A 24,817-nucleotide genomic window follows, 5' to 3' on the forward strand; every position below is an offset into this window, starting at 1 on the left:
TTCATGCGGGTGTCTCGCGGCGCACGTCGGTTCGTACCGGGGCCTCGCGCGGACATGTGACATGACCGCGCGAGGCCCGAAGTGGCCGTGCTCCCGCAGCATTCGGACGGGACCGGATGTCGTGACGTGTCACATGCCGGGCATACGGCTTCCCATCTTCGCGGCGAACGAATCGGGGTCGCCGTCGAAGCCCCGGACCGTGCCGTGGAACTCCCAGACCCCGGAGGCGGCCCGGACGAATTCGGCCACGGTCGCCGCGGTGGCCCAGCCGACCGCGGAGAAGTCGTCCTCCGACAGGTTCGTATAGCCCTCCCGGACCTGAACCGCGGTGCTCTCTATCCCGGCGAAGGTCTTGTAGCCGTCGCGCTGCTGGATGGCGACCCCGACGACGACCCGTGAGTAGGCGGTCGAGAGCCGGTTCAGTTCCAGCGTCATCACCTCGTCGAAGCCGAAGCCCTGACCGGTCCTGCTGTCGCGGTCGAGCGTGATGGTGCCGTCCGGCGAGCGGCTGTCGAAGTGCACGAGGTACGCAGGGCTGCCGTACGGCGCTTCGGCCGGGTAGGTCGCCGCGATTATGTCGAGGTCATGGGGCGGAGCACCATGAGGGCTGGGATCCCATTTGAGTCTGACTTCGACCTTCTCGATGTCTTTGTTGGGCGTGCTCATCGGACTTGCCTCCCTGGCTTTCCGCTGGGCCGTCGGGCCGTTGACATCACCCGATCATGTCCGTAACCGGGCGTGGATCCAACCGGCTTGGATTTCGCCGATGGATTCGGGCCATCGATGGGCCGGTCGACTCGGACCACCGGTCCGCCTGTCTGCCGGTTCACAGGTTCACCGGTCCGGCCGTTGGGCGTTCGGGCCGGGTTCAGTGAGGGATGCGGCGCGGCGGTCGCTGCCGGACCTCGTCCCGGAAGTTCTCGATGGCGCTGCTGACCTGACGGATCAGATGGGTGTGCTCGATCCGGTCGAGATAGCGGCAGTTGCGGGCCACTCCGTCCAGCTCGAACGCGAAGCAGAGGGTCATCAAGGGATTGATGAAAAGTTCGCTGCCACGGGTGCGCGACGTGAACTGGGCGTCACCGAAGGCGCCTTGGACGGCGGCGGCTATCGATCCGTTCACGATGCTGGGGTGGTCGGCCGTGTGGTGCTGGGCGTGCGCCACGGCATCGACGAAGAGCGCGCCCTCGCGCGTCGTACGGGACACGGAGAACGCGCCGAGGAAGGAACCGTCGCGTTCGAGCGCGGCGATGTTCTCCAGTACGAGACCGTGACTCACCCCGTGGTACGCGTCGATGCCGAAGCCGATGGACACGACGAGGCGTTCCGGAACGTCGAGCGCGGCGAGCGCGGCCACACTGGCCAGATCCTCCTCCGGGGTGCCGAGGCCGGATTCGTCCCCGCGCATCAGGATGTCCGTGCCGCCGTCGACCAGGACGACCGCGTCGATGTCGTACTTCTCGATCAACGCCCGGTAGGCCGCGCGCAGCGGCTGTACGCCGACCCGGGAGAAGGCGTGAACCGTGTTCGGGTAGCCGTGCAGCCCGAGCCACTGGGCGAGCGTCCGCTCCGGGAAGTACGCCTGGTGGAGGGCTGTTTCCGGGGTGATGACGGCGACGTCCGGGGCGAGCCAGGAATCGAGCGGCAGCCCTTCGAGGGCGCTGAACGACAGATTGGCCAGCTGTACGTGCTTGCCCTGGTGGAAGAGGGAGAGCGCGATGGGGAGTCCGGCGTAGATGTCGAAGCCGCCGCCGGCGCCCGTGACGAGGACACGTTCCGCGGATTCGAGCCGGGCGAACAGGGGGTTGATGTGCAGCGGGGCCATGGGATCATTCTGCCGTCAACGGCGTTCGCTCCGGGCGCACTTCACCGGACCCCGCCGGCACGTGACCCGCGCCGTGCCCGGCACCGTACGATGGCGCGGTGCTGGTCAAGTGGATTCGTTGCACCGTGGTGGACCGTCGAGGTTTTGAACGGGGGCAGCGGAAATGGGCGGAGCTGCCGGATGCGCCCGGGTTCAAGGGGCAGGGCGGCGGGTGGAGCCGCGAGCATCCGGACGTGGCCCACATCTTCGCCTTCTGGGAGAACCGGGTCTTCTACGACTCGTTCATGGCGCGTTCCCACGACGGACTGGCAGCCGCGCAGTCCGGTACGTACAGCGGCATCCAGGTCAAGCTGTTCGACTACCGCTTCGATGTGAAGACGGGCTTCGAACCACGCTTCACCGATGCGGACGTCGTCCGGGTGGCGCACAGCAAGGTGCGCGAGGACCGGGTGGAACACTTCGCGTTGATGCAGGAGCGGGTGTGGAATCCGGCGATGGCCGGATCGCCCGGCATGCTGCGCGGGGTGTTCGGGGAATCGCCGGGCCATGAGTTCCTGGTGTTGTCGATGTGGCAGTCGAGCGCCGAGCGTGGCAAGTACCGGGCGGGGAGCATCGAGCGGTTGTCGCAACGTACGCAGATCGACCACGACGTGGCGGAACTGGCCGGGGACGTCGTGCAGTTGGAGCCGTCGTGGACGGTCTGACCGGCCCGGCCGGACGGGTACGGCCTGAGGGCTGATCCCGAGCGCTGAGCGCTGAGTGTTGAGCCGGGGCCGGGGCCGATGGCCGGCGGTCTGCCCCCTGAACCGGGAGCCCTTGGCCGGGATCGCCGAGCCGGGTATGCCGAGCCTGGGTGGCTCAGGGCGGCCGATCAGGCGGACTCCGCCGGGGTGTCGAAAACTCCGGCGCGGGCGGCAGCCAGTGCCGCGTCGGCGGCGCGGTCGGCCAGCATCTCCTCCATGGGTTCGCGGGTGATGAACAGCCTGAAGAACAGGGGCGAGACCACGGCCCTGATGAGCGCTCCGGCGTCCGTGCGCCGGTCCAGCTCGTGCCGGGACACGGCGCGCGCGACCATGACCTCGCAGCGGGCGAACCGCACTGCGTAGAAGGCGCTCAGTGCCTCCGCGGCGCGCTCGGAATGGAAGGCCGCAGCGATGAACGCGGTCGGTGCGGCCGCTGCGGCGGGATCCTCGAACGACACGGCCGTCGTGTGCGCCAGAGCTCTCAGATCTCCTTGCAGGCTTCCGGTGTCGGGCGGTGTCCAGCTGTCCTCCCCGGCCAGGTCCAGGGCATCCGCGAGGAGTCCTTCGAGGTTGCCCCAGCGGCGGTAGAGGGTGGTCTTGTGGACGCCGGAATGCTCCGCGACGTAGTCGATGGTGAGGCCGGGGTAGCCCTGCTCCGCCAGGCCGGTGAGGACGGCGTCACGGACCGCCGCACGGGTACGTGCGGTCCTGCCGCCCGGACGGCGGGTGCCGGGAGCGAGCGGGGACGTCGGCAAGTCGGTCTCCGGTGCGACCCTCTGTCCAGTCAATTGCTACTCCTGTTGCGTTAGTGGACTTCAGTGTGCCACACTCGCCTTAATGCGACAACGAGAGCGTTAAGTAGCTTTCGCTCGACCTGACTCGGAGACGCCCTTGCCCACACAGATCACTCTGCGCGGCGTGACCATGTCCCGTGGCGACCGGCTGTTGCTCGACGATGTCTCGCTCACCGTGCGTCCGGGGGAGCGGATCGGCATCGTGGGGGAGAACGGTGCGGGGAAGACGACCCTGCTCCGGCTGCTCGCGGGGCTCGAACAGCCCGACTCCGGCAGCGTGTTCACAGCTGCCGACCGCGGCATCGGCCTGCTGGCCCAGACCCCACGGCTGCCGCCGGAAAGCACGGTTCAGGACACGATCGACGACGCGCTGGCGGAACTGCGCGCGATGGAGAGGGAATTGCGGGAGACCGAGGCGGACCTCGGCACGGCCGACGAAGCCTCGCTCGCCGCCTACGGAGAGCTGCTCACGGAGTTCGAGCTGCGCGGCGGATACGAGGCGGACGCCCGCATCGACAAGGCGATGCACGGTCTCGGCCTCGCCCGTACAGAACCGGACAGGAGGCTCGGCAGTCTCTCCGGCGGCGAGCAGGCCAGACTGGGCCTTGCCTGCCTGATCGCGGCGTCTCCCGAGGTGATGCTGCTCGACGAACCCACCAACCACCTGGACGAAGCCGCGCTCGACTGGCTGGAGAGCGCCCTCCGGTCCCACCCCGGCACCGTGATCGCCGTGTCCCACGACCGGATCTTCCTGGAGCGTGTCGCCACCGCGGTGCTGGAGGTCGACGCCGACCGGCGCACGGTCGTGCGCTACGGGGGCGGCTACGCGGGATTCCGGGCCGAGCAGAGCGCCGCACGGCAGCGCTGGGAGCAGTCCTACGTCGAGTGGTGCGAGGAGACCGCGCAGCTGGAGGAGTACACGGCGACCACCGCCCACGGCGTCGCCGCCGGCCGTGCCATCAAGGACAACAACAAAATGGCGTACGACCGGGCTGCGGGCCGGGTCCAGGCCTCCGTGTCCGGCCGGGTCCGCAACGCGCGCAAGCGGCTGGAGCGGCTGCGGGCGGAGCCCGTCCCCAGACCGCCGGACCCGCTGCGCTTCGCCGCCCTGCCCAGAAGCGGCGAGACCGGGGGAGAGCTGGTGTCCCTGACCGGCATGCGCGTCGGTGACCGGCTCTCCGTCGACCGGCTCACCGTGGCGGCAGCCGACAGACTGCTCATCCACGGCGGCAACGGGGCGGGGAAGTCCACCCTGCTCCGGGTCATGGCAGGCGTGCTCGAACCGGACGAGGGGCGCGTCGTGCGGCGCGGCGGAATCGGCTACCTCGCCCAGGAGGTGCCGGTGCACCGCCCGACGGAGTGCGTGCTCACGGCATTCGGCCGAGGGCTGCCGCTCACCGAGGACGAGCAGGAGGAACTGCTGCTCTCGTACGGACTGTTCCGTTCCCGGGACCTCCGGGTACCGGTCGGATCCCTTTCGGCGGGGCAGCGCAGACGGCTCGCCCTCGCCCGTCTCCTCGCGCGTCCCGCGGACCTGCTGCTGCTCGACGAGCCGGCGAATCACCTGGCACTCGGACTCGTACAGGAGCTGGAGGAGGCGCTGGCCCGCTGGCGGGGTGCGCTGGTCGTGGTCTCGCACGACCGGCTGCTGCGTCGCCGTTTCACCGGTGACATACGTCGGCTGGAGGCCGGACAACTGCTCGAATGAGCCGCAGCCGATCTAGGGTCGGTACATGGCACGACCGCAACGCATCGTCCTCGTCCGGCACGGGGAGTCCGAGGGAAACGCCGACGACACGGTCTACGAGCGCGAGCCGGACCACGCTCTGCGGCTCACCGCGAGAGGCCTGAGACAGGCCAGGGAGACGGGCGTGCGGCTGCGCGAGCTGTTCGACGGCGAGCGGGTCAGCGTGTACGTCTCGCCCTACCGCCGCACCCACGAGACATTCAGGTCCCTCGGCCTGGACCTGGAGAACGTACGCGTGCGCGAGGAGCCGCGGCTGCGCGAGCAGGACTGGGGGAACTGGCAGGACCGCGACGACGTGCGTCTGCAGAAGGCCTACCGGGACGCGTACGGCCACTTCTTCTACCGCTTCGCGCAGGGGGAGTCCGGAGCCGATGTGTACGACAGGGTCGGGGCCTTCCTGGAGAGCCTGTACCGGAGTTTCGAGGATCCCGGCCATCCGCAGAACGTCCTGCTGGTCACGCACGGACTGACCATGCGTTTGTTCTGCATGCGCTGGTTCCACTGGTCGGTGGCCGAGTTCGAGTCACTGTCCAACCCGGGCAACGGGGAGACCCGCACGCTGATACTCGGAGCGGACGGCCGCTACACCCTTGACCGGCCGTTCGAGCGCTGGCGTACCCCTGAGCCGTACGGCATCACCGGATAGAGTGGAAGGGCGATGACAACCGCTGACTCTGCTTCCGGCCAACGGGCCCTGCGCGCCCTGTCCAGCCTGCGCGGGCTCTCCGTGGGAGACGCACTGGGCTCCCAGTTCTTTGTGCCCGTCAACTATCCGCTGCTGAAGCGGCGTGAGCTCCCACCCGGCTCCTGGCAGTGGACGGACGACACCGAGATGGCGTGTTCGGTGCTGGCCGTGCTGGTGGAGCACGAGCGGATCGACCAGGACGCGCTCGCCCACTCCTTCGCCGGCCACCACGACTTCGACCGCGGTTACGGCCCCGCCGTGAACCGGCTGCTCAGACTGGTCCGGGAGGGCGGTGACTGGCGGGAGCTGGCATCCGCCCTGTTCCAGGGCCAGGGATCCTGGGGCAACGGCTCGGCGATGCGGATCGCACCGCTCGGCGCCTGGTACGCGGACGATCCGGAGCAGGCCACCCACCAGGCCGAGATCTCCTCGTACACCACGCACCAGCACCGCGAGGCGGTCGTGGGCGCGATGGCCGTCGCGGCGGCGGCCTCACTCGCCGCGGCGACGACCGGGCCGCCCACCCCGGCGGAACTGCTCGACGGCGTCATCGCACTCGTACCCCGCAGCGCCGTCGGTGCCGGGCTGCGCCGTGCCCGAGACATGCTCGACTACGGCGACGCCGGGACGGTCGCGGCGGTCCTCGGCAACGGCCGGCGTACCAGCGCACACGACACCGTTCCGTTCGCCCTCTGGTCGGCGGCGCGGAGCCTCGGCGACTTCGAGCAGGCCTTCTGGGTGACCGCCCAGGCGGGCGGCGACGTCGACACGACGTGCGCGATCGTCGGCGGGATCGTCGCGGCGGGCAGGACGGGTGCGCCACCGGCCCACTGGACGGCGCGCACGGAGGAGCTGCCGGACTGGCTCCCGCAGCGGGACGGCGGCAGCTGAGCCACCGACGAGCGGAGCGCAGGACCGGGCCGGCCGGACTGTCACGGTACTGACACAGCTCCCTCCCGCACGGCTCGCAACAGCGAGCGGAAGCTACTCTTTCGGCCACGCCGCCGTTGATGATCATTCAGACGGGCGCGCGCCGAAAATGAGACGCCGGAGTGCCTCGACCGCCGCCCTGCGGGCGGTGTACGCGGACCTCGGTGGGGGAGGGGTCCCATGTCCGATCACATGTCAGAAATACCCCGGCCGACGGATGGACCGCAGCCGTCCGAGCCGTCGGGGCAGCCCGGAACGTCCGAGCGGACCGCATCGTCGAAGGCGGTGCCCCCGGAGCCCCGCGACACCGCTCCCGAGCCGCCGAAAGTGCCCGGCTACGCGCAGCACGGCGGGCAGCATCCGCCCAACCCCTGGCGGCAGGGCAGCTCGCAGCAGACCTCCGCGCTGTCCGCACTGCGCCCGGCGGCGCCCGCCGCCATCCATGGCGCGACGCTCTGCTGCGTCGTCGTCACGGCGATACTGAGCGCCCTGCTGCTGGGCGACGGCCTCGGCGTGAACGCGCTGATCGTCGCGGTCCCCGCGACGCTCGGGGCCTGCTTCGCCGCACGGACGGCCGGCCGCCGCCTCCGCCCGTGGACGGCGCTGTGGGCGCTCGGCGGGCTGGGGCTCCTCGCCGTCCCGGCCCTTCGGGACGCGGGCTGGCCCGTCTTCCTGGCCGTCGTGTCCGCCATCGCGCTGGGATCACTCGCCCTGCACGGCAACCGCAGCTGGCTCGGGGTGTTCCTGGGATCGCTGGGCCTGTTCAGCGCCATCGCGGACGGTCTGGCCTGGGGCGGGCGGGGCGTTCGCGCCCGGATGACGGGCTCCCGCGGCCGGTTGGGGGTCGTTGTCCGCAGCGTCGCGGTGGCGGTCGTCCTGCTCATCGTGTTCGGAGCACTGTTCGCGAGCGCCGACGCCGCCTTCGCCGACGTGCTCGGCGACCTGATGCCCGATGTCTCGCTCACCGGCAGCCCGTGGCGGTTCTTCCTCTTCCTCGTCGGTCTGGTCGGCGCGCTCGCCGCCGCGTACGCCGCAGCCGCCCCGATCCGCTGGGACGGCCTCACGGTCCGTCAGGGGAAGGCCCGCGGGCGGCTGGAATGGGCCCTGCCGCTCATCGTGCTGAACCTGCTGTTCGCCGTCTTCATCGCCGTCCAGCTCACCGTGCTGCTCGGCGGATACGACAAGGTGATGGCCGAGACCGACCTCAGCTACTCCGCATACGCCCGACAGGGGTTCTGGCAGCTTCTCTGGGCCACGGTCCTCACCCTGCTGGTGATCGCGCTCGCCCTGCGCTGGGCCCCCCGCGGACGGGACGGCGACCGCACCCTCGTCCGGAGCGTGCTCGGCGCGCTGTGCCTGCTCACCCTGATCGTCGTGGCGTCCGCACTGAGGCGGATGGACCTCTACGTCGACGCGTACGGTCTGACCCGGCTGCGGTTGTCCGTGGCGGCCATGGAGCTCTGGCTGGGCGTGGTGCTCGTACTGATCATGGCCGCCGGGGTGTTCGGCGCCCGTATGCTGCCGCGTGCCGTGGCCGCGAGCGCGGCCGTCGGCGTCCTCGCGTTCGGGCTGATCTCGCCCGACGGCCTGATCGCGGAGCAGAACGTCCAGCGGTACCGCGACGACCACTCGATCGACATCGACTACCTCAAGGACCTGTCGGCCGACGCCGTACCGGCCCTGGACACGTTGCCCGAACCGTTGCGCTCCTGCGCCCTCACGGACATCGAACGGTCACTGCGCACCGACGACGCTCCCTGGTACGCCACCAGCTGGGGCGAGGCACGGGCCCGAGACATCCTGAAGCGGAATCCGGCCGGTCGGACGCAGTCCTGCACCGGATCGCGCACGGGCGTCGGCGGCAGCGACCGCGACGGTGACGAAAGCGATCCGTACGACCCGTACTGACCGGACCGGAGCCACGTACGAACGGGCGCACCGGCCTCGTGCACCGACGACGCACCGGCGTTGCCCACCGGCCTCATAAGCGCCCTCCGAGGCGCCGCGCCATATGGAAACGTCGGCCTCCACGGCCGCGCCGCGACCCTCGCCGGGGCCGTGTCGCAACTGCGTGGCGGCCGACGGGCGCCCCGGGGTGTTGCGGGCCGCCCCATCGGCGTACGCTGACAGGCGCCATGCCGTACGAACCACCCACGCACACCGTCGAGCGCTCACTGCGCGCCACCACCGGTGCCAGGACCGTCGCCGGCGTCGACGAGGTCGGACGCGGAGCGTGGGCGGGACCAGTCACCGTGTGCGCAGCCGTCACCGGCCTCCGCAGACCTCCCGCCGGACTCACCGACTCCAAGCTGATCAGCCCCAAGCGCCGCGCGGAGCTCGCGCCGTTGCTGGAGCGCTGGGTCACCGCATTCGGTCTCGGCGACGCCTCCCCGCAGGAGATCGACGAGCTCGGGATGACGGCCGCGCTGCGCCTCGCCGCAGTACGTGCCCTCGAAGCCCTGCCGGTACGGCCGGACGCGGTGATACTCGACGGCAAGCACGACTACCTGGGACAGCCCTGGCAGGTCCGCACTGTGATCAAGGGCGACCAGTCCTGTATCGCGGTCGCGGCCGCCTCGGTGATCGCGAAGGTCCACCGGGACACGATGATGGCCGAACTGGGCGCGGATTCCGGCGAGTACGCCGAATTCGCCTTCGGGGCCAACGCCGGTTACCCCTCGCCCGTACACAGGGCCGCGCTGGAGGAGTGGGGACCGACACCCCACCACCGTCTGTCGTGGTCCTACCTCGACGCGCTGCCCAGGTGGCAGCACCTCAAGAAGGTCCGAATCTCCGCCGAGGCGGCTGCACTGGAAAGCGGGGGCCAGCTCGGCTTCGACTTCTGATCGCGCACATGTACCCACCCGCCGACGCCCCGAGCGCCGACGTTTGATAGACAACCACCCATGCCTCTCATCCCCGAGGAGCCTCAGATTCACGAGAGCGCCCAGGGTCCCCGCGTCACTCCGGCCGCCGGCCGCACCGCGTCGACCCCCCGTCCCGTACCCGGCCCGCGTTCAGCGGCCACGCCGCGCCCCGGTCGCCCCGGGCCCGGCCCCGCGAGGCCCGCGCCCCCGGCGCAGCGCCCGCACCCCACTCCCGGCCGTTCCCGGACGGAAACGCCGGAGAATCGTTCCGCACCGCAGATCCAGCTGATCCCCGCCTCGGCGGCCGGCGCGCTCGACGCCGCCGACGAAGCGGTGGACCTGCTGCTCGACTCCGGCCGCGCACCGGGCGACATCCTGGTGCTCACCACCGGGGAGCAGCACCCGTGGGCCGCGCATGAACTCTCCTTCGGCGAGGCCGCCTACTGGGCGCAGCACGAGGCCGGCGAAGACGTCTTCTTCGCCGGTGCCGAAGCCGCGGACCGGGTGCGGACCCGTCCGGTGGTGATCGTCGCGGTCAACGGTGGCGACACCGTCGCCGGCGTGCTGACCGGCGCGCGGGAGCGCGCCGGAGCACTGCTGATCGTGTGCGGGGATCCGCAGCGGATCAACGCAGTGCTCGGTGCCGCGGCCTGATCCGCACGGCACCCACGACCGTGGCCGCTGGCCCGGCTGTCCGACAGGGCGGCCGGGTCGGCGGTTCGTGGGTCAGCGTGCCGCGGTGTGCCGAAGCGCCTGCGAGGCTCCGCCGCCGGTGCGCAGCGGAGCAGGATCCTGGTCCAGCGAGGCGTCGGCGAGAGCGGCCGGCCGCGACATGGAGTGGGGGCTGCGCCCGCCGCGGCCCTCGCCCAGTACCTGCCAACCACCGCGGGTCAGCGTGATGTACGCGCCGCATCGCAGTCCGTGCAGCGTGCAGGCGTCCCGCAGGCCCCACATCCACGCCCCGTCCTCCTCCGTCCAGGGCTCGTCGCCCTCACGGCAGTAGAGAAGCACCGCGGTACGGACGGGAGTGCGGCGGCGAAGGTCGTGCGGGATGACCCGGCGCAGATGCGCCAGCAACGCGTTGCGGAACTCCCAGCCGTCCGCGGCGATGGAGCGCCGGGGGAACGAAGCGCTGGCCGCGAGGCGTTCCTCGTGGTCGAGCACGGCGATCACAGCGGTCGCCGGGGTCGGCCGGTGCCGGGAGTGCAGGCCGCTGACGACCTCACGGGGGCTGCGCAGCAGCGGTATCCCCGCTTCGGCCCACTCGGCGGGTTCGAGCATCCTGGCGAGACGGTTGGCCGAGTCGGCGGACGCCGGCATCGAAGTGGCTGCGGACGGAGCGAATCCGAAGGTCACGATCCTCCCTTCGCATACGCGCCCATGGTGCGGGCAGGGTCGAGTGAGGGCGCACCGCGGCACAACCCTTCCGGGCCGCGAAAGGGACTGTGCGGGGAGCGATCCCAATTCTTCCTGGCCTATCGGCGGGCGGCAACGAGCAATTGGCACAGGTGACGGGAATCAGCCGAAATGACTCTGATATCCCTGCCCACGCAGTGCACGGATGATGCCTCCCCTCACATGTGAACGGCGAGGACCAGCGGAAACACCGATCCGAGCCGCTCGGCAGCCCGTCGGAACGCGGATGATCCCCGAGCGCTCCCCGTGCCCGGGAACACTTGGCCGACCGGTCCCCTGTGAGCTGTGTGTCACGTGGGGTGAAGTCGTCGATTGTCCGAGCCATCGGGTTGCATGGGGGCATGGAAACCCTGGAACTCCGCGCCGAAGCAGATGCCATCCTTGCCGAGCTCGTGGGTGCCCCAGGGGGTTCGGCGCGGTTGCGGGAGGACCAGTGGCAGGCCGTGGCCGCGTTGGTGGAGGAGCGCCGGCGCGCGCTGGTGGTTCAGCGCACGGGCTGGGGCAAGTCCGCGGTGTACTTCGTCGCCACCGCTCTGCTGCGCCGGCGCGGCGCCGGGCCCACGGTGATCGTCTCGCCGCTGCTGGCCCTGATGCGCAACCAGGTCGACTCGGCGGCCCGGGCCGGCATCCGGGCGCGCACCATCAACTCGGCCAACCCCGAGGAGTGGGACACCATCTACGAGGAGGTCGAGCGCGGCGACACCGACGTTCTCCTCGTGAGTCCGGAGCGCCTCAACTCGGTGGACTTCCGCGATCAGGTGCTGCCCAGGCTCGCGGCCACCACCGGTCTGCTGGTGGTGGACGAGGCACACTGCATCTCCGACTGGGGCCATGACTTCCGCCCCGACTACCGCAGGCTGCGGGCCATGCTCGCCGAGCTGGCCCCCGGCGTTCCGGTACTGGCCACCACGGCGACCGCGAACGCGAGGGTTACCGCGGACGTGGCCGACCAGCTGGGTACCGGAGCCGGCGAGGCCCTGGTGCTGCGCGGCCCGCTGGAGCGGGAGAGCCTGCGGCTGGGTGTGGTCCGGCTGCCGGACGCCGCGCACCGCCTGGCCTGGCTCGCCGAGCACCTGGACGACCTGCAGGGCTCGGGGATCGTCTACACCCTCACGGTCGCGGCGGCCGAGGAGGCCACCGCCTTCCTGCGCCAGCGCGGTTTCCGCGTGGCCTCGTACACCGGGAAGACGGAGAACGCCGACCGGCTGCAGGCCGAGGTCGACCTCCAGGAGAACCGGGTCAAGGCGCTGGTCGCGACCTCGGCCCTGGGCATGGGCTTCGACAAGCCGGACCTGGGCTTCGTGGTGCATCTCGGCTCGCCGTCCTCGCCGATCGCCTACTACCAGCAGGTGGGGCGTGCGGGGCGCGGTGTCGCACACGCCGATGTGCTGCTGCTGCCGGGCAAGGAGGACGAGGCGATCTGGCGCTACTTCGCCGATACCGCCTTCCCGCCCGAGGCTCAGGTCCGGCAGACGCTCTCGGCCCTCGCCGGCGCGGGACGGCCACTGTCCGTGCCGGCGCTGGAAGCCGTGGTGGATCTGCGGCGCACCCGCCTGGAGTCGATGCTGAAGGTGCTGGACGTCGACGGCGCGGTCAAGCGGGTGAAGGGCGGCTGGACGGCCACGGGAGCCGAGTGGGTGTATGACGCCGAGCGCTACGCGTGGGTGGCGCGGCAGCGGGCCGCCGAGCAGCAGGCCATGCGCGACTACGCGAGCACGTCCCGGTGCCGGATGGAGTTCTTGCGCCTGCAGCTGGACGACGAAGGGGCGGCCCCGTGCGGCCGCTGTGACAACTGCGCGGGGGCCTGGGCCGATTCGGCCGTCTCGGCGGACACCCTGATGGGCGCGGCCAAGGAGCTGGACCGGCCGGGAGTGGAGATCGAGCCGCGCCGGATGTGGCCTACGGGGATGCCCGCTCTGGGCATCGAGCTCAAGGGCCGTATCCCGGCCAAGGAGCAGTGCTCCACCGGTCGCGCCCTGGGCCGGCTCTCGGACATCGGCTGGGGCAACCGGCTGCGTCCGCTGCTGGCCGAGAACGCGCCCGACGGACCGGTCCCCGACGACGTCCTGCAGGCCGCGGTGGCGGTCCTCGCCGACTGGGCGCGCTCCGCGGGCGGCTGGGCGCCGAGTGTCCCGGACGCCACTGCCCGGCCGGTCGGGATCGTCGCCGTACCGTCCCTGACCCGCCCGCAACTGGTCGGCTCCCTCGCCCAGGGGGTCGCGACGATCGGCCGCCTTCCCTTCCTCGGCACCCTGACGTACACCGGACCGGACGGCGCGCACACGGCACGCCGCAGCAACTCCGCCCAACGCCTCCGGGCGCTCTCCGGGGCGTTCGCCGTCCCCGAGACGCTGGCCGACGCCCTGGCGCGCACTCCCGGTCCCGTCCTGCTCGTGGACGACTGCACCGAATCCGGCTGGACCCTCGCGGTCGCCGCCCGGCTACTGCGCCGGGCCGGCAGCGACCAGGTTCTTCCGCTGGTCCTTGCCGCAGCAGGCTGAGGCCCTCTGGCTGAGGCCCTCTGGCTGAGGCCCTCTGCCGGTATGCGCGACGGGTGGGGCACATACGGAACCGAGGAGGCACTGAGAGCTGCGCGGGTCGAGTGCGTCATGCCTCCATGCAACCCGCCGGGTACGGCTGACCGCCAGCACCCCGTGCCCCCTGTGGACAAGTTATCCACAGGGGGTCGCGAGATTCGGCTTCTCGCGGGACGGTCATGCCATGAACCAGCACCACGAATCCACCGGTCCGGCCGACGAGCAGCAGATCACCCTCCGAGGGCCTGCCGAACTCGCCGATGCTCTCCCCTACCTCATGGGGTTCCACCCGAACGACAGCGTGATCATGGTCGCCCTGCACGGCGGCAGGGGCCGCTTCGGCGGAAGGCTCAGGCTCGGCATCCCGCAATCGCCCCAGGAGTGGGCGCCCGTCGCCGAGCAGCTCGCCGAGTGCCTGGTCAAGGGAAGCGAGCGGCGTGGTGAACGCCCCGACGCGATCGTCATTTTCCTCTGCCAGGACCCCGCCGAGGGCGAGTCCGGCAGTCAGATCATGGAGCGGCTGCGGCCCTTCGCCCAGCGCCTGCGCACGGCCTGCGGTGAACTGGACGTGCCGGTGCTCGAAGCACTCTGCATCTCCGACGGCCGGTACTGGTCCTACTGCTGTCCGGACGGGCGTTGCTGCCCGACGGAAGGAAACCAACTGGCCATGCCCGGCACTTCGGTGATGGCGGCCGCTGCCGCGTACGCGGGCATTCAAGTGCGGGGAACACTGCGGGAGATGGAGGCGAGGCTCGCTCCTCTGACCACCTCGGCGGCCGCGGGCCAGCAACGCGCGCTCGACTCGGCGGGTGCCGAGCTGGTGCCCAAACTCCTCGACGAGGAGGGCCGCGAGGATGTGGCACGGGAGACCCTGGACCTGGCCCGGCAGCTCATGAAACGACTCGGGGAGGCGCCGGTGACGACGCCCTCCGCCTCGGACATCGGTGATGACGGGCTGATCAGTCATGACGAGGCAGCCGCCGTGATTCTCGGCCTGCAGGACCGGGAAACCCGCGACAGGGCGGCGGAATGGATGGAGGGCCCGGAAGCCGATTCGGCGCTGCGGCTCTGGCGCGCACTGTCCCGTCGCTGCGTGGCGCCGTACGAGGAGCACGCCGCGGCGCCACTGACCCTGGCCGGATGGGTCTCGTGGTCGACGGGCGACGAGCCGGGCGCGCGGGTCGCGCTGGGCCTCGCCCTGCGGATCGATCCCATGTACACCTTCGCCCAACTGCTTCATGAGGCGTGCAATCAGGGCCTCGACCCGGAGACCCTGCGCCGATGCCTGCGCGGGGAGCGCAGGGTACGAGCGGGGCGGCGCGGGCACCGGCCGGACCGGAGCGCGCGGCAGCGCACGGCCCGGTCGGCCGCCACACGCCGGAAGAAGACCCCTTCCGGCTCCGCCCGTCCCGAATCGGCGGCCACCCGGCGCCGATCCGGGACGGGCACCCCCGGACGGCGTGTGTCCCAGGACGATGGATGACTCGCATGCCCCGCAGCTCCGCGGAACCTCGGACCACTGCCGCGTACCGGGCGTCCGTGTTGGGGCCCGCGCGGTGCCGTGGTGGCATGCCTCCCGGCGTCGTGCCGGGGCGCGGTGCGGGCATCCGTCCCCGGAGGAGCCGCTCCCGGAACAGCCGATGGATGAGTACGGAGAAGGGAGTGTTTATCGTCAGGCAGACGACTATGATCACCGCATGCCGCCCTACGACCCGTCGACCTTCCCGCCCTTCGCTGTCACCGTCGACCTGGTCGTGCTCACGGTGCGCCGCCACGCGCTCTGTGCGCTGGTGGTACGCCGTGGTGAGCCACCGTTCCAGGGGCGATGGGCGCTGCCCGGCGGGTTCGTCAAAGCCGATGAGGATCTCGGAGCCGCAGCAGCGCGCGAACTGGTCGAGGAGACCGGCCTGTGCGCCCAGGACCCGTCGGCCCCGGCGGTCGGTAACGGTGCCCACCTCGAACAGCTCGCCACCTACGGCGACCCCGGGCGTGACCCGAGGATGCGAGTCGTCAGCGTCGCCCACCTCGCCCTGGCGCCCGATCTGCCGGCCCCACGGGCCGGCGGCGATGCGAACAGTGCGCGATGGGCGTCCGTCGACGACCTGCTCGGAGCGGACGGGAGCTTCGGCCACGAGGGAGACAGCCAGACCCCGCTGGCCTTCGACCACGCGCAGATCCTTGCCGACGGGGTCGAACGCGCTCGCTCCAAGATCGAGTACTCCTCCCTGGCCACCGCCTTCTGCCCCCAGGAGTTCACGGTCGGCGAGCTCCGAAGGGTGTACGAGGCGGTGTGGGGGGTGGTTCTCGACCCGCGGAACTTCCATCGCAAGGTCACCGGCACTCCGGGCTTCCTGGTCCCCACCGGGGGTACGACCACGCGCCAGGGCGGTCGCCCGGCCCAGCTCTTCCGGGCCGGGGCCGCCACCGTGCTCAACCCTCCGATGCTGAGGCCGGAAATCTGACCTCGCGGAACACCCACCGGGCTGGGGCTGCGCAAAAAGTCGGATATGTCGGGTTATCTTTCCCTGGTACCCGCACTGCCGTCGAGCGGTCTCACCTTCCGCGAGGGAAGCGATGCTCCAGGCCATCGGACTCACCAGCACCCCCCGCCGCGGCCTTCGGGCCGCCGTGGACGATCTCACCTTCGAAGCCCGGCCCGGCCACGTCACCGCTCTTCTGGGCGCCCCGGGCTCGGGCAAGACGGCGGCCCTCCGCCTCATGCTGGAGCTCGACCCGGGGCGGGGGATCACCTACTTCCGGGGCAGGCCGATGCATCGGATCCCGCACCCCGCGCGTGAGGTGGGTGTGCTGCTCGGAAACGTACCGGGTCATCCGGCCCGGACCGCCCGCGGCCAGCTCCGGATGCTCTGCGCCGCCGCGGGCGTACCCGCGGCACGGGCCGATGAGCTGCTCGATCTCGTAGGCCTGGCCGGGCTCGGTGACCAGCGCATCGGCGCCCTCTCCCTCGGCATGGACCGACGCCTCGCTCTCGCTTCGGCGCTGCTGGGCGATCCGCACACGCTCGTTCTCGACGATCCGACGGAGGGCCTGGCTCCGCGCGAGGGCTCTTGGCTGCACGGGTTGCTCCAGGCCCGCGCGGCCCGGGGCGGGACCGTTCTCTACTCCACGGCGGACCCCAGGGAGGCTGCCCGGACCGCCGACCGAGTGGTCACCATCGACGGCGGTCGACTGGTCGCCGACCAGGACGGCGGCGACTTCTCCCGCACCCGTCTCCGCCCCCGGGTCGCGGTCCGGACCCCGCACGCGGCCCGCCTCGCGGCCGTGGTCAGCCGCGAGGCCCGGGCGGCCCGGCGCTCGGTCGAGGTGGTCACCGAAGCTGGCGGCCGTCTCGCCGTGTACGGCTCCACCTGCGCGGAGATCGGCGACACGGCGTTCCGGCACGGGCTTCCGGTGCATCAGCTGGCCGACGAGATCGGCGACACCGGCCCCGCGGCGCCCGGGAGCTCACCCGGGGACTCGACGGATCCAGGAGCCTCCAGAAGCCCGGCGGATCCCGCAGGTCCCGCAGACCCCGGCCCCGCAGAGCCCGCCGGACGAGGCGGCGGCGCGGGGGCCGAAGGTCCGCGACCGGTCGCGCGAGGGTCGGTGCCGGAGTCGGCGCCTCGCATCCGGCGTCGCTCGGCCAGGGGCCCGATTCGGCCGCTGCGATACGAGTTGCGCCGGCTGTTCGGCGTCAGGACAACCACCCTGATCATGGCCGTTGTCCTGGTCGCCTCCGTCGGGCTCTCCGTGCTCCTCGCCCGCAATCCCCATGCGCCCCTGCCGAAAGTGCTGGCGGCCTGGCCGTCGCTGCTGCCGCTGCCGCCCGTGGCGGTCGGCGCCGGACTGCTCGGTGCCCTCTCGTTCGGCGACGAATTCCGCTACCCGGCCCTCGCGGCGGGCCGCGGCACGGTCCCCCGCCGCCTGGGGCTGCTTCTGGCCAAGCTGGTGGTGTCCGCAGGCGTCGCGGTGGTGCTCGCCCTGGCCGTCGTCCTGGTCTCCGGGGAAACCCTTCGCCTCGTGTACGGCCATGACTGGATCCACGTACCGCCGAATTCCGTTTCGCTGGGCGTGAGTTGGGTGGCGCTGACCGTGGGCTGCGCCTGGGCGGGCCTCCTGGCCGCCGGAGTCTTCAGGGTGACCACGGCCGGTGTCGCCGCGGTACTTGCCGTCCCCGTGCTGGTCGTGCCGCTTGTCCAGTTGGTGCTGACGGGGCCCGCGGTCCGTCCGGTCGCCGGGCTTCCGGTCAGGCTCCGCGGACTGATGTGGCCGCGCTGGCCGCACGAGACGGACCGCTGGATCGCACTGGTCGTGGGTGTCTTGGCGCATCCGGTGGGAACCGCGATGGCGCTCTCGCTGTCGGTTCTGGTCTGCGCCTATCTGCTCACCGGCCTTCACGGCAGGGCCCGTTGGCGGTCGCAGAGGGCGGCCGGGTCGAGCCAAGCGTCATAACCCTGTTGAACGTGCCCGGTTTATACCAGTAAAGCGTCAATTGGGGGGCTGGCGCCGATCACCCTTTCGTGTGCTTTTCACCAAAGACCTCAAGAGCCGAGTGAGCTGCGCCGACAAATGATGCGTGAGTACCCTTGCGCACACCATGATGACCGCCGCCCGCTCCGCCGATTCCGGCCTCGCCGGCCCGGGTGAAATCGATCGCTACCCGTACGCGGAGGCGCCTGCCGGCGAGCGGGCCGCTCTTCGTTCCTGGGACGGCCCCGACGCCGACCTCGGTCGGGTGAGCCGGCGGGGCTCGGCCAGTCGGGGCCGCGGCCTCCACGGCCAACTCGTTCAGCAGCTGGGTCAGATGATCGTCTCCGGCGACCTGGGTGCCGACCGTCCCCTCGTACCGGAGGAGATCGGCCAGCGTTTCGAGGTCTCCCGCACCGTCGTACGTGAATCGCTGCGTGTACTGGAGGCCAAAGGCCTGGTCAGTGCCCGGCCCAACGTGGGTACCCGGGTCCGTCCCGTCAGCGACTGGAACCTGCTGGACCCCGACATCATCGAATGGCGCGCCTTCGGCCCCCAGCGCGAGGACCAGCGCCGCGAGCTCGGAGAGCTCCGCTGGACGATCGAGCCCCTTGCGGCTCGTCTCGCCGCGGGTCACGGCCGCGAGGACATTCAGCAGCGCCTCGGCGACATGGTCGAGATCATGGGGCACGCGGTCGGGCAGGGCGACGCGATCACCTGTTCCCGGGCCGACGCGGAGTTCCACTCCCTGCTCATCCAGGCGGCGGGCAACCGCATGCTGGAGCACCTCTCCGGCATCGTCTCCGCGGCGCTGCAGGTCTCGGGTGGCCCAGTCACGGGCTGTGACCGCCCCGGCGAGGCCTCCCTCGGCCACCACGCCCGGATCGTCGACGCCCTTGCGTCCGGTGACGCCGCGGGTGCGGAATCGGCCATGCGGCAGCTGCTCGTCGTACACCCCGAGGTGGAGCGTGTGGTGCCCGCGCCCCGCGAGCACTGAGCGCAACACGGCCGGGGTCTGTGAACCGCGTGTCGCCGGGCCGCCACGGTCCGGCGACACAGTTGTGGGGAATTCGCACCCTTGGTGAGGTTCATCGCAAATGAGGTGTGACTCGGGCCACGCGGATTGGGCGTAACACTCCTCGAAACAGTGCGATGACTTAAGAGGTGACCGCCGCGGAAGGAATACAGCAGCCATGAAGTGCGCTGTGCAGTTCTGAGGCCAAACCCGCGCCGCCGGTACATTCCCAGCCCGGCGGTCGTCGGCTCCAGTCCTCTCCAGGACAGGGCCGGAAGCCGTTTCCATCGTTCCGAGAGGTTGTTCGTGTCGGCCAGCACATCCCGTACGCTCCCGCCGGAGATCGCCGAGTCCGAGTCTGTGATGGCGCTCATCGAGCGGGGAAAGGCTGATGGGCAGATCGCCGGCGATGACGTGCGTCGGGCCTTCGAGGCTGACCAGATTCCGCCAACCCAGTGGAAGAATGTTCTGCGCAGCCTCAACCAGATCCTCGAGGAAGAGGGTGTGACGCTGATGGTCAGTGCCGCGGAGCCGTCCAAACGTGCCCGCAAGAGCGTCGCAGCGAAGAGCCCGGTCAAGCGCACCGCCACCAAGACTGTCGCGGCCAAGACAACCGTGACCAGGACGGTCGCGGCCACTGCCGCCCCGTCGGCAGAGACCGTGGACGTGGTGGCCGATGACGCTGCCACGGCCGGCCCTGCGAAGAAGGCGGCAGCCAAGAAGACGGCTGCCAAGAAGACCGCCGTGAAGAAGACGGCGGCCAAGAAGACGGCATCGAAGAAGTCCGGAAAGCAGGACGACGAGCTCCTCGACGGCGACGAGGCGGTCGAGGAAGTAAAGGCCGGCAAGGGCGAGGAAGAGGAGGGCGAGGGCGAGAACAAGGGCTTCGTCCTCTCCGACGACGACGAGGACGACGCACCTGCGCAGCAGGTCGCCGTCGCCGGCGCCACCGCCGACCCGGTCAAGGACTACCTGAAGCAGATCGGCAAGGTTCCCCTCCTCAACGCCGAGCAGGAGGTCGAGCTCGCCAAGCGCATCGAGGCCGGTCTGTTCGCCGAGGACAAGCTGGCGAACTCCGACAAGCTCGCTCCGAAGCTCAAGCGCGAGCTGGAGATCATCGCCGAGGACGGCCGCCGCGCCAAGAACCACCTGCTGGAGGCCAACCTCCGTCTCGTGGTGTCGCTGGCCAAGCGCTACACCGGCCGCGGCATGCTCTTCCTGGACCTCATCCAGGAGGGCAACCTCGGTCTGATCCGCGCGGTCGAGAAGTTCGACTACACCAAGGGCTACAAGTTCTCCACGTACGCCACCTGGTGGATCCGTCAGGCGATCACCCGCGCCATGGCCGACCAGGCCCGCACCATCCGTATTCCGGTGCACATGGTCGAGGTCATCAACAAGCTCGCCCGTGTGCAGCGCCAGATGCTCCAGGACCTGGGCCGCGAGCCCACGCCGGAGGAGCTGGCCAAGGAACTCGACATGACCCCGGAGAAGGTCATCGAGGTCCAGAAGTACGGTCGTGAGCCGATCTCCCTCCACACCCCGCTGGGTGAGGACGGGGACAGCGAGTTCGGTGACCTGATCGAGGACTCCGAGGCGGTCGTCCCGGCCGACGCGGTCAGCTTCACGCTCCTCCAGGAGCAGCTGCACTCGGTCCTCGACACGCTCTCCGAGCGTGAGGCCGGTGTGGTCTCGATGCGCTTCGGCCTCACCGACGGTCAGCCGAAGACCCTGGACGAGATCGGCAAGGTCTACGGCGTGACGCGCGAGCGCATCCGTCAGATCGAGTCGAAGACCATGTCGAAGCTGCGCCACCCGTCGCGCTCGCAGGTGCTGCGCGACTACCTCGACTAGGTCGCAGGAGTACACGGACCGAGGGCCCGGATCCCATTGGGGAGCCGGGCCCTCGGCCTATCAACGCGTGCGGTCGGCGACCGGCGGCATGACTCTGGGTGGGAATGGTTCACCACAGAGTCAGGAGTCCGCATGTCCCGTACCGTCTTCCGCACTCTGACCGGGGCGCTCGCCCTGGTCGCCGCCACGGCCCTGATACCGCTCGGATCTCCCGCCAGGGCGGCCGAGGACGGCATAGTCATCGGTGGTCAGCCGGCACACGTCAAGGACAGCCCCTGGGTCGTGGCGCTCTCCAGCCGTGACCGGTTCGGGGATGCGCGCGCCGGCCAGTTCTGCGGCGGTGTCGTGGTGGCGCCGAAGAAGGTGCTGACCGCTGCGCACTGCCTGAGCCGCGAGGCGCTCGGCGTCGATGTCGGCAGTGTGCGCGATCTGAGGATCATCGCGGGCCGCGACGCTCTGCGCGGGACAGGGGGGCAGGAGATACCCGTGCGGGAGACCTGGACCAATCCGGGATTCAACCCCGCCACGAACGCGGGGGATCTGGCCGTGCTCACCCTCGCCGACGCGCTTCCCGGGAACAGCGTGATCCCGATGGCCGAAACAGGCGACGAGGCGTACGCGCCGGGCACCGCGGCTGTCGTGTACGGATGGGGCGACACAACGGGCAACGGCGACTACGCGCCGTCGCTGCGGTCCGCGGAAGTGAGCGTTCTGCCCGACACCATGTGCGCGCAGGCCTACCCGGGCGGCAGGAACGGCACGTACGACGCCTCAGCGATGCTCTGCGCGGGCGAACTGCTCGGCGGGTACGACGCATGCCAGGGCGACAGCGGCGGGCCGCTGGTGGCCCGTGGGAGGCTCATCGGACTGGTGTCCTGGGGGAACGGCTGCGCCAGGGCGGGCAGCCCCGGGGTGTACACGCGGATCTCCGCAGCGATCGACTGGATGCCGGACGGCAGCTGAACGTCACCACCACGAAGGCACGAGAACGGGCGGCCCCCCTCGGGGGAGCCGCCCGTCGGCAGGTCCGGGACCTGGCCCTTGCTCGTCGTGGATGCGAGGTGTCAGTGTTGTTCCTCTTCGGCGGCTTGGGCCTGCACAGCCGTGAGCCGGTCCGTCTCATCCTGTATTTCCGCGGCGATCTTCTTGAGTTCCGGCTCGAACTTGCGACCGTGGTGGGCGCAGAAGAGCAGTTCACCGCCGCTGATCAGGACGACGCGCAGATATGCCTGGGCGCCGCAACGGTCACAGCGGTCTGCTGCGGTCAGCGGGCTCGCGGGGGTCAGAACAGTAGTCACGTCGCCTCTTCTCTAGCTCGACGAGCTGTCGTACCAGGGTCAACATCCAACCAGGCCGAAAACGTTCCCGCTCGTGGCTTTTCTTCGAAACTTCTTGTCGAGATGGCTGTCTGTTGCCGGTTGGCGGCGAATGTGCCGTATTGCGGAGCGCTACGGTTTCGCGTTGCTTGTCTTGGTGGGATCCTCCCGGCTGGCTTGCCGGTTCGTTCATGAGGACGTGCCCGGAGCCTAAATGGTTCATGCCTGGAAGGGAACGTGATGTTCGCGTCACTCCTGCGAGGGATCGAACGTGTATGCGAGGCTGGACTAGTGTGAGGGTTGTCGGAGGGTGGCGGTACAACCGCTCTACCAGGCCTCGGTACCCTCTCAGCGGCGACCGAAGCCGAGCCCGTTACCCACTGGGCCCTAAATGAAATTCAGCGAGGAGCGAACCGCGTGACCGCCGATACGTCCGTGCCGTCCACTGCGCTGCTGACCGGAGCAGACCGAGACGGTTCCAACTACACCGCGCGGCATCTGCTCGTACTCGAGGGGCTCGAAGCGGTTCGCAAGCGCCCCGGGATGTACATCGGGTCCACCGACAGCCGCGGTCTCATGCACTGCCTCTGGGAGATCATCGACAACTCCGTCGACGAGGCCCTGGGCGGTTACTGCGATCACATCGAGGTGATCCTTCACGACGACAATTCCGTGGAGGTCCGGGACAACGGGCGGGGCATCCCCGTCGACGTCGAGCCCAAGACGGGCCTGTCCGGCGTCGAGGTCGTGATGACCAAGCTGCACGCCGGCGGAAAGTTCGGCGGCGGCTCCTACGCGGCGTCCGGCGGTCTGCACGGCGTCGGCGCCTCCGTCGTCAACGCGCTCTCCGCCCGGCTCGACGTCGAGGTCGACCGCAGCAGTGCGACGCACTCGATCAGCTTCCGGCGCGGAGTCCCGGGGATCTTCACCGAGCAGGGGCCGGACAGCCCGTTCGACCCGGCCAACGGCCTGCTCAAGGGCAAGCGGGTACCGAAGACGCGCACCGGCACCAGGGTGCGCTACTGGGCGGACCGGCAGATCTTCCTCAAGGACGCCAGGCTCAACCTGGAGACGCTCCACCAGCGGGCACGGCAGACGGCCTTCCTCGTTCCGGGGCTCACGATCGTCGTCCGCGACGAGCGCGGGCTCGACGGCGAGGGCAAGACCGAGGAGACGTTCCGCTTCGACGGCGGCATCAGTGAGTTCTGCGAGTACCTCGCCCAGGACAAGGCGGTCTGCGACGTCCTGCGCCTGACCGGACAGGGCACTTTCAAGGAGACCGTGCCGGTCCTGGACGAGCGCGGTCACATGACGGCGACCGAGGTCACGCGTGAGCTCGCGGTCGACATCGCCCTGCGCTGGGGCACCGGGTACGACACCAACCTCAAGTCGTTCGTCAACATCATCGCCACTCCCAAGGGCGGCACGCATGTGACCGGATTCGAGCGCTCCGTGACCAAGACGGTCAACGAGGCGCTGCGCTCCGCCAAGCTGCTTCGCGTCGCCGAGGACGACATCGTCAAGGACGACGCGCTGGAGGGCCTCACCGCGGTGGTCACCGTCCGTCTGGCCGAGCCGCAGTTCGAGGGCCAGACCAAGGAGGTACTCGGTACCTCGGCGGCCAACCGGATCGTCGCCAACGTCGTGGCCAAGGAGCTCAAGGCGTTCCTGACCTCGACGAAGCGCGACGCCAAGGCCCAGGCCAGGGCCGTCCTGGACAAGGCCGTCGCGGCCGCACGGACCCGCATCGCGGCCCGCCAGCACAAGGACGCCCAGCGTCGCAAGACGGCACTTGAGTCCTCCTCGCTGCCGGCGAAGCTCGCCGACTGCCGCAGCGACGACGTGGACCGCAGCGAGCTCTTCATCGTCGAAGGAGACTCCGCGCTCGGTACGGCCAAGCTCGCCCGGAACAGCGAGTTCCAGGCGCTGCTGCCGATCCGGGGCAAGATCCTCAATGTCCAGAAGGCCTCCGTCTCGGACATGCTGAAGAACGCCGAGTGCGGCGCGATCATCCAGGTCATAGGAGCCGGGTCCGGTCGGACCTTCGACATCGACGCGGCCCGCTACGGGAAGATCGTGCTGCTGGTGGACGCCGATGTCGACGGCGCGCACATCCGCATTCTGCTGCTGACGCTCTTCCAGCGGTACATGCGTCCCATGGTCGAGGCCGGACGGGTCTTCGCCGCGGTGCCGCCGCTGCACCGGATCGAGCTGGTCCAGCCGAAGAAGGGCCAGGACAAGTACATCTACACGTACTCGGACAACGAGCTGCGCCAGCGCCTGCTGGAGCTCCAGCGCAAGAACGTCCGGTACAAGGAATCGATCCAGCGTTACAAGGGCCTGGGCGAGATGGACGCCGACCAGTTGGCGGAGACCACGATGGATCCGCGCCACCGCACCCTGCGGAGGATCAACATCGGAGACCTTGAGGCGTCCGAGCAGGTCTTCGATCTGCTGATGGGCAATGAGGTGGCGCCGCGCAAGGAGTTCATCACCAGCTCCGCCGCCACGCTGGACCGCTCGCGCATCGACGTCTGAGCGATGCCGTCTCCACCCACGGGTGGAGACGGCATCTCCACCCGTGATCAACCCCTGAGCCGATGCTCCGGTCCGGCCGCTTC

At 70.2% G+C, this 24,817-nt stretch carries 20 protein-coding genes; 15 read left to right on the forward strand and 5 right to left on the reverse strand.

The window, feature by feature from the left end; genetic code table 11:
• Positions 1–129 precede the first annotated feature (129 nt).
• Positions 130–666 carry a TerD family protein gene (locus AADR41_RS15075; protein WP_342281895.1) on the reverse strand — a complete coding sequence of 179 codons (537 nt, stop codon included), beginning with the start codon at positions 664–666 and terminating at the stop codon, positions 130–132.
• A 202-nt stretch (positions 667–868) separates the two neighbouring features.
• Entirely contained in the window at positions 869–1,825 is a 957-nt protein-coding gene (locus AADR41_RS15080; protein ID WP_342281896.1) for a DUF1152 domain-containing protein, read from the reverse strand.
• Between the two features lie 98 nt (positions 1,826–1,923).
• Here AADR41_RS15080 and AADR41_RS15085 point away from each other — a divergent pair, with 98 nt between their 5' ends.
• On the forward strand, positions 1,924–2,529 hold the full coding sequence (locus AADR41_RS15085) for a YdbC family protein (RefSeq protein WP_342281897.1): 606 nt from the start codon (positions 1,924–1,926) through the stop codon (positions 2,527–2,529).
• 167 nt (positions 2,530–2,696) lie between these two features.
• Here AADR41_RS15085 and AADR41_RS15090 read toward each other — a convergent pair whose 3' ends face one another.
• Positions 2,697–3,356: a TetR/AcrR family transcriptional regulator gene (locus tag AADR41_RS15090; protein WP_342281898.1), complete on the reverse strand. Its 660-nt coding sequence runs from the start codon at positions 3,354–3,356 to the stop codon at positions 2,697–2,699.
• Between the two features lie 103 nt (positions 3,357–3,459).
• Between AADR41_RS15090 and abc-f the strand changes: the two genes are divergently transcribed.
• The 6 genes from abc-f (at position 3,460) to AADR41_RS15120 (ending at position 10,245) form a co-directional block, all read left to right on the forward strand.
• Complete coding sequence (gene abc-f, locus AADR41_RS15095; RefSeq protein ID WP_342281899.1) at positions 3,460–5,070, forward strand: ribosomal protection-like ABC-F family protein; 1,611 nt, start codon at positions 3,460–3,462, stop codon at positions 5,068–5,070.
• 25 nt (positions 5,071–5,095) lie between these two features.
• The gene (locus tag AADR41_RS15100; RefSeq protein ID WP_124720959.1) at positions 5,096–5,755 is read left to right on the forward strand and encodes a histidine phosphatase family protein; all 660 of its coding nucleotides are present in this window, start codon (positions 5,096–5,098) and stop codon (positions 5,753–5,755) included.
• Between the two features lie 12 nt (positions 5,756–5,767).
• Positions 5,768–6,685 carry an ADP-ribosylglycohydrolase family protein gene (locus AADR41_RS15105; protein ID WP_342281900.1) on the forward strand — a complete coding sequence of 306 codons (918 nt, stop codon included), beginning with the start codon at positions 5,768–5,770 and terminating at the stop codon, positions 6,683–6,685.
• Positions 6,686–6,904: 219 nt separating this feature from the next.
• Positions 6,905–8,632, forward strand: coding sequence for a DUF4153 domain-containing protein (locus AADR41_RS15110; RefSeq protein ID WP_342281901.1), 1,728 nt, complete (start codon positions 6,905–6,907; stop codon positions 8,630–8,632).
• 227 nt (positions 8,633–8,859) lie between these two features.
• Positions 8,860–9,570 (forward strand): ribonuclease HII, encoded by a 711-nt coding sequence (locus AADR41_RS15115; RefSeq protein WP_124720961.1) that lies wholly within the window; start codon positions 8,860–8,862, stop codon positions 9,568–9,570.
• Positions 9,571–9,630: 60 nt separating this feature from the next.
• Positions 9,631–10,245: a hypothetical protein gene (locus AADR41_RS15120; protein WP_342281902.1), complete on the forward strand. Its 615-nt coding sequence runs from the start codon at positions 9,631–9,633 to the stop codon at positions 10,243–10,245.
• Between the two features lie 72 nt (positions 10,246–10,317).
• Here AADR41_RS15120 and AADR41_RS15125 read toward each other — a convergent pair whose 3' ends face one another.
• The gene (locus tag AADR41_RS15125) at positions 10,318–10,947 is read right to left on the reverse strand and encodes a hypothetical protein (protein WP_342281903.1); all 630 of its coding nucleotides are present in this window, start codon (positions 10,945–10,947) and stop codon (positions 10,318–10,320) included.
• Positions 10,948–11,348: 401 nt separating this feature from the next.
• Between AADR41_RS15125 and AADR41_RS15130 the strand changes: the two genes are divergently transcribed.
• The 7 genes from AADR41_RS15130 (at position 11,349) to AADR41_RS15160 (ending at position 21,843) form a co-directional block, all read left to right on the forward strand.
• Complete coding sequence (locus tag AADR41_RS15130; protein ID WP_342281904.1) at positions 11,349–13,508, forward strand: RecQ family ATP-dependent DNA helicase; 2,160 nt, start codon at positions 11,349–11,351, stop codon at positions 13,506–13,508.
• Between the two features lie 220 nt (positions 13,509–13,728).
• Positions 13,729–15,027 (forward strand): DUF4192 domain-containing protein, encoded by a 1,299-nt coding sequence (locus AADR41_RS15135; RefSeq protein WP_342281905.1) that lies wholly within the window; start codon positions 13,729–13,731, stop codon positions 15,025–15,027.
• A gap of 214 nt (positions 15,028–15,241) precedes the next feature.
• Positions 15,242–16,006: an NUDIX hydrolase gene (locus tag AADR41_RS15140; RefSeq protein ID WP_342281906.1), complete on the forward strand. Its 765-nt coding sequence runs from the start codon at positions 15,242–15,244 to the stop codon at positions 16,004–16,006.
• Positions 16,007–16,118: 112 nt separating this feature from the next.
• Entirely contained in the window at positions 16,119–17,996 is a 1,878-nt protein-coding gene (locus tag AADR41_RS15145; RefSeq protein WP_342281907.1) for an ATP-binding cassette domain-containing protein, read from the forward strand.
• Between the two features lie 124 nt (positions 17,997–18,120).
• Complete coding sequence (locus AADR41_RS15150; protein WP_206433606.1) at positions 18,121–19,008, forward strand: FadR/GntR family transcriptional regulator; 888 nt, start codon at positions 18,121–18,123, stop codon at positions 19,006–19,008.
• 324 nt (positions 19,009–19,332) lie between these two features.
• A complete protein-coding gene (locus tag AADR41_RS15155; RefSeq protein ID WP_259933791.1) occupies positions 19,333–20,880 on the forward strand; it encodes an RNA polymerase sigma factor in 1,548 nt (515 codons plus the stop codon).
• A 132-nt stretch (positions 20,881–21,012) separates the two neighbouring features.
• On the forward strand, positions 21,013–21,843 hold the full coding sequence (locus AADR41_RS15160; RefSeq protein WP_342281908.1) for a S1 family peptidase: 831 nt from the start codon (positions 21,013–21,015) through the stop codon (positions 21,841–21,843).
• Between the two features lie 101 nt (positions 21,844–21,944).
• Here AADR41_RS15160 and AADR41_RS15165 read toward each other — a convergent pair whose 3' ends face one another.
• Positions 21,945–22,178: a DUF7455 domain-containing protein gene (locus AADR41_RS15165; protein WP_024489001.1), complete on the reverse strand. Its 234-nt coding sequence runs from the start codon at positions 22,176–22,178 to the stop codon at positions 21,945–21,947.
• Positions 22,179–22,613: 435 nt separating this feature from the next.
• On the opposite strand from AADR41_RS15165, the gene AADR41_RS15170 reads away from it, so the two are divergent.
• The gene (locus AADR41_RS15170) at positions 22,614–24,734 is read left to right on the forward strand and encodes a DNA gyrase/topoisomerase IV subunit B (RefSeq protein ID WP_342281909.1); all 2,121 of its coding nucleotides are present in this window, start codon (positions 22,614–22,616) and stop codon (positions 24,732–24,734) included.
• Positions 24,735–24,817: the final 83 nt, after the last annotated feature.

Origin of the sequence: Streptomyces sp. CLV115, assembly GCF_038448545.1 — a bacterium.
Classification (GTDB): domain Bacteria; phylum Actinomycetota; class Actinomycetes; order Streptomycetales; family Streptomycetaceae; genus Streptomyces; species Streptomyces sanglieri.

What these genes read in the sequence shown, in the direction of transcription:
- AADR41_RS15075 (WP_342281895.1), bottom strand. Translation starts at nt 666, where the DNA reads ATGAGCACGCCCAACAAAGACATCGAGAAGGTCGAAGTCAGACTCAAA.
- AADR41_RS15080 (WP_342281896.1), bottom strand. Translation starts at nt 1,825, where the DNA reads ATGGCCCCGCTGCACATCAACCCCCTGTTCGCCCGGCTCGAATCCGCG.
- AADR41_RS15100 (WP_124720959.1), top strand. Translation starts at nt 5,096, where the DNA reads ATGGCACGACCGCAACGCATCGTCCTCGTCCGGCACGGGGAGTCCGAG.
- AADR41_RS15105 (WP_342281900.1), top strand. Translation starts at nt 5,768, where the DNA reads ATGACAACCGCTGACTCTGCTTCCGGCCAACGGGCCCTGCGCGCCCTG.
- AADR41_RS15110 (WP_342281901.1), top strand. Translation starts at nt 6,905, where the DNA reads ATGTCCGATCACATGTCAGAAATACCCCGGCCGACGGATGGACCGCAG.
- AADR41_RS15115 (WP_124720961.1), top strand. Translation starts at nt 8,860, where the DNA reads ATGCCGTACGAACCACCCACGCACACCGTCGAGCGCTCACTGCGCGCC.
- AADR41_RS15120 (WP_342281902.1), top strand. Translation starts at nt 9,631, where the DNA reads ATGCCTCTCATCCCCGAGGAGCCTCAGATTCACGAGAGCGCCCAGGGT.
- AADR41_RS15130 (WP_342281904.1), top strand. Translation starts at nt 11,349, where the DNA reads ATGGAAACCCTGGAACTCCGCGCCGAAGCAGATGCCATCCTTGCCGAG.
- AADR41_RS15135 (WP_342281905.1), top strand. Translation starts at nt 13,729, where the DNA reads ATGAACCAGCACCACGAATCCACCGGTCCGGCCGACGAGCAGCAGATC.
- AADR41_RS15140 (WP_342281906.1), top strand. Translation starts at nt 15,242, where the DNA reads ATGCCGCCCTACGACCCGTCGACCTTCCCGCCCTTCGCTGTCACCGTC.
- AADR41_RS15145 (WP_342281907.1), top strand. Translation starts at nt 16,119, where the DNA reads ATGCTCCAGGCCATCGGACTCACCAGCACCCCCCGCCGCGGCCTTCGG.
- AADR41_RS15160 (WP_342281908.1), top strand. Translation starts at nt 21,013, where the DNA reads ATGTCCCGTACCGTCTTCCGCACTCTGACCGGGGCGCTCGCCCTGGTC.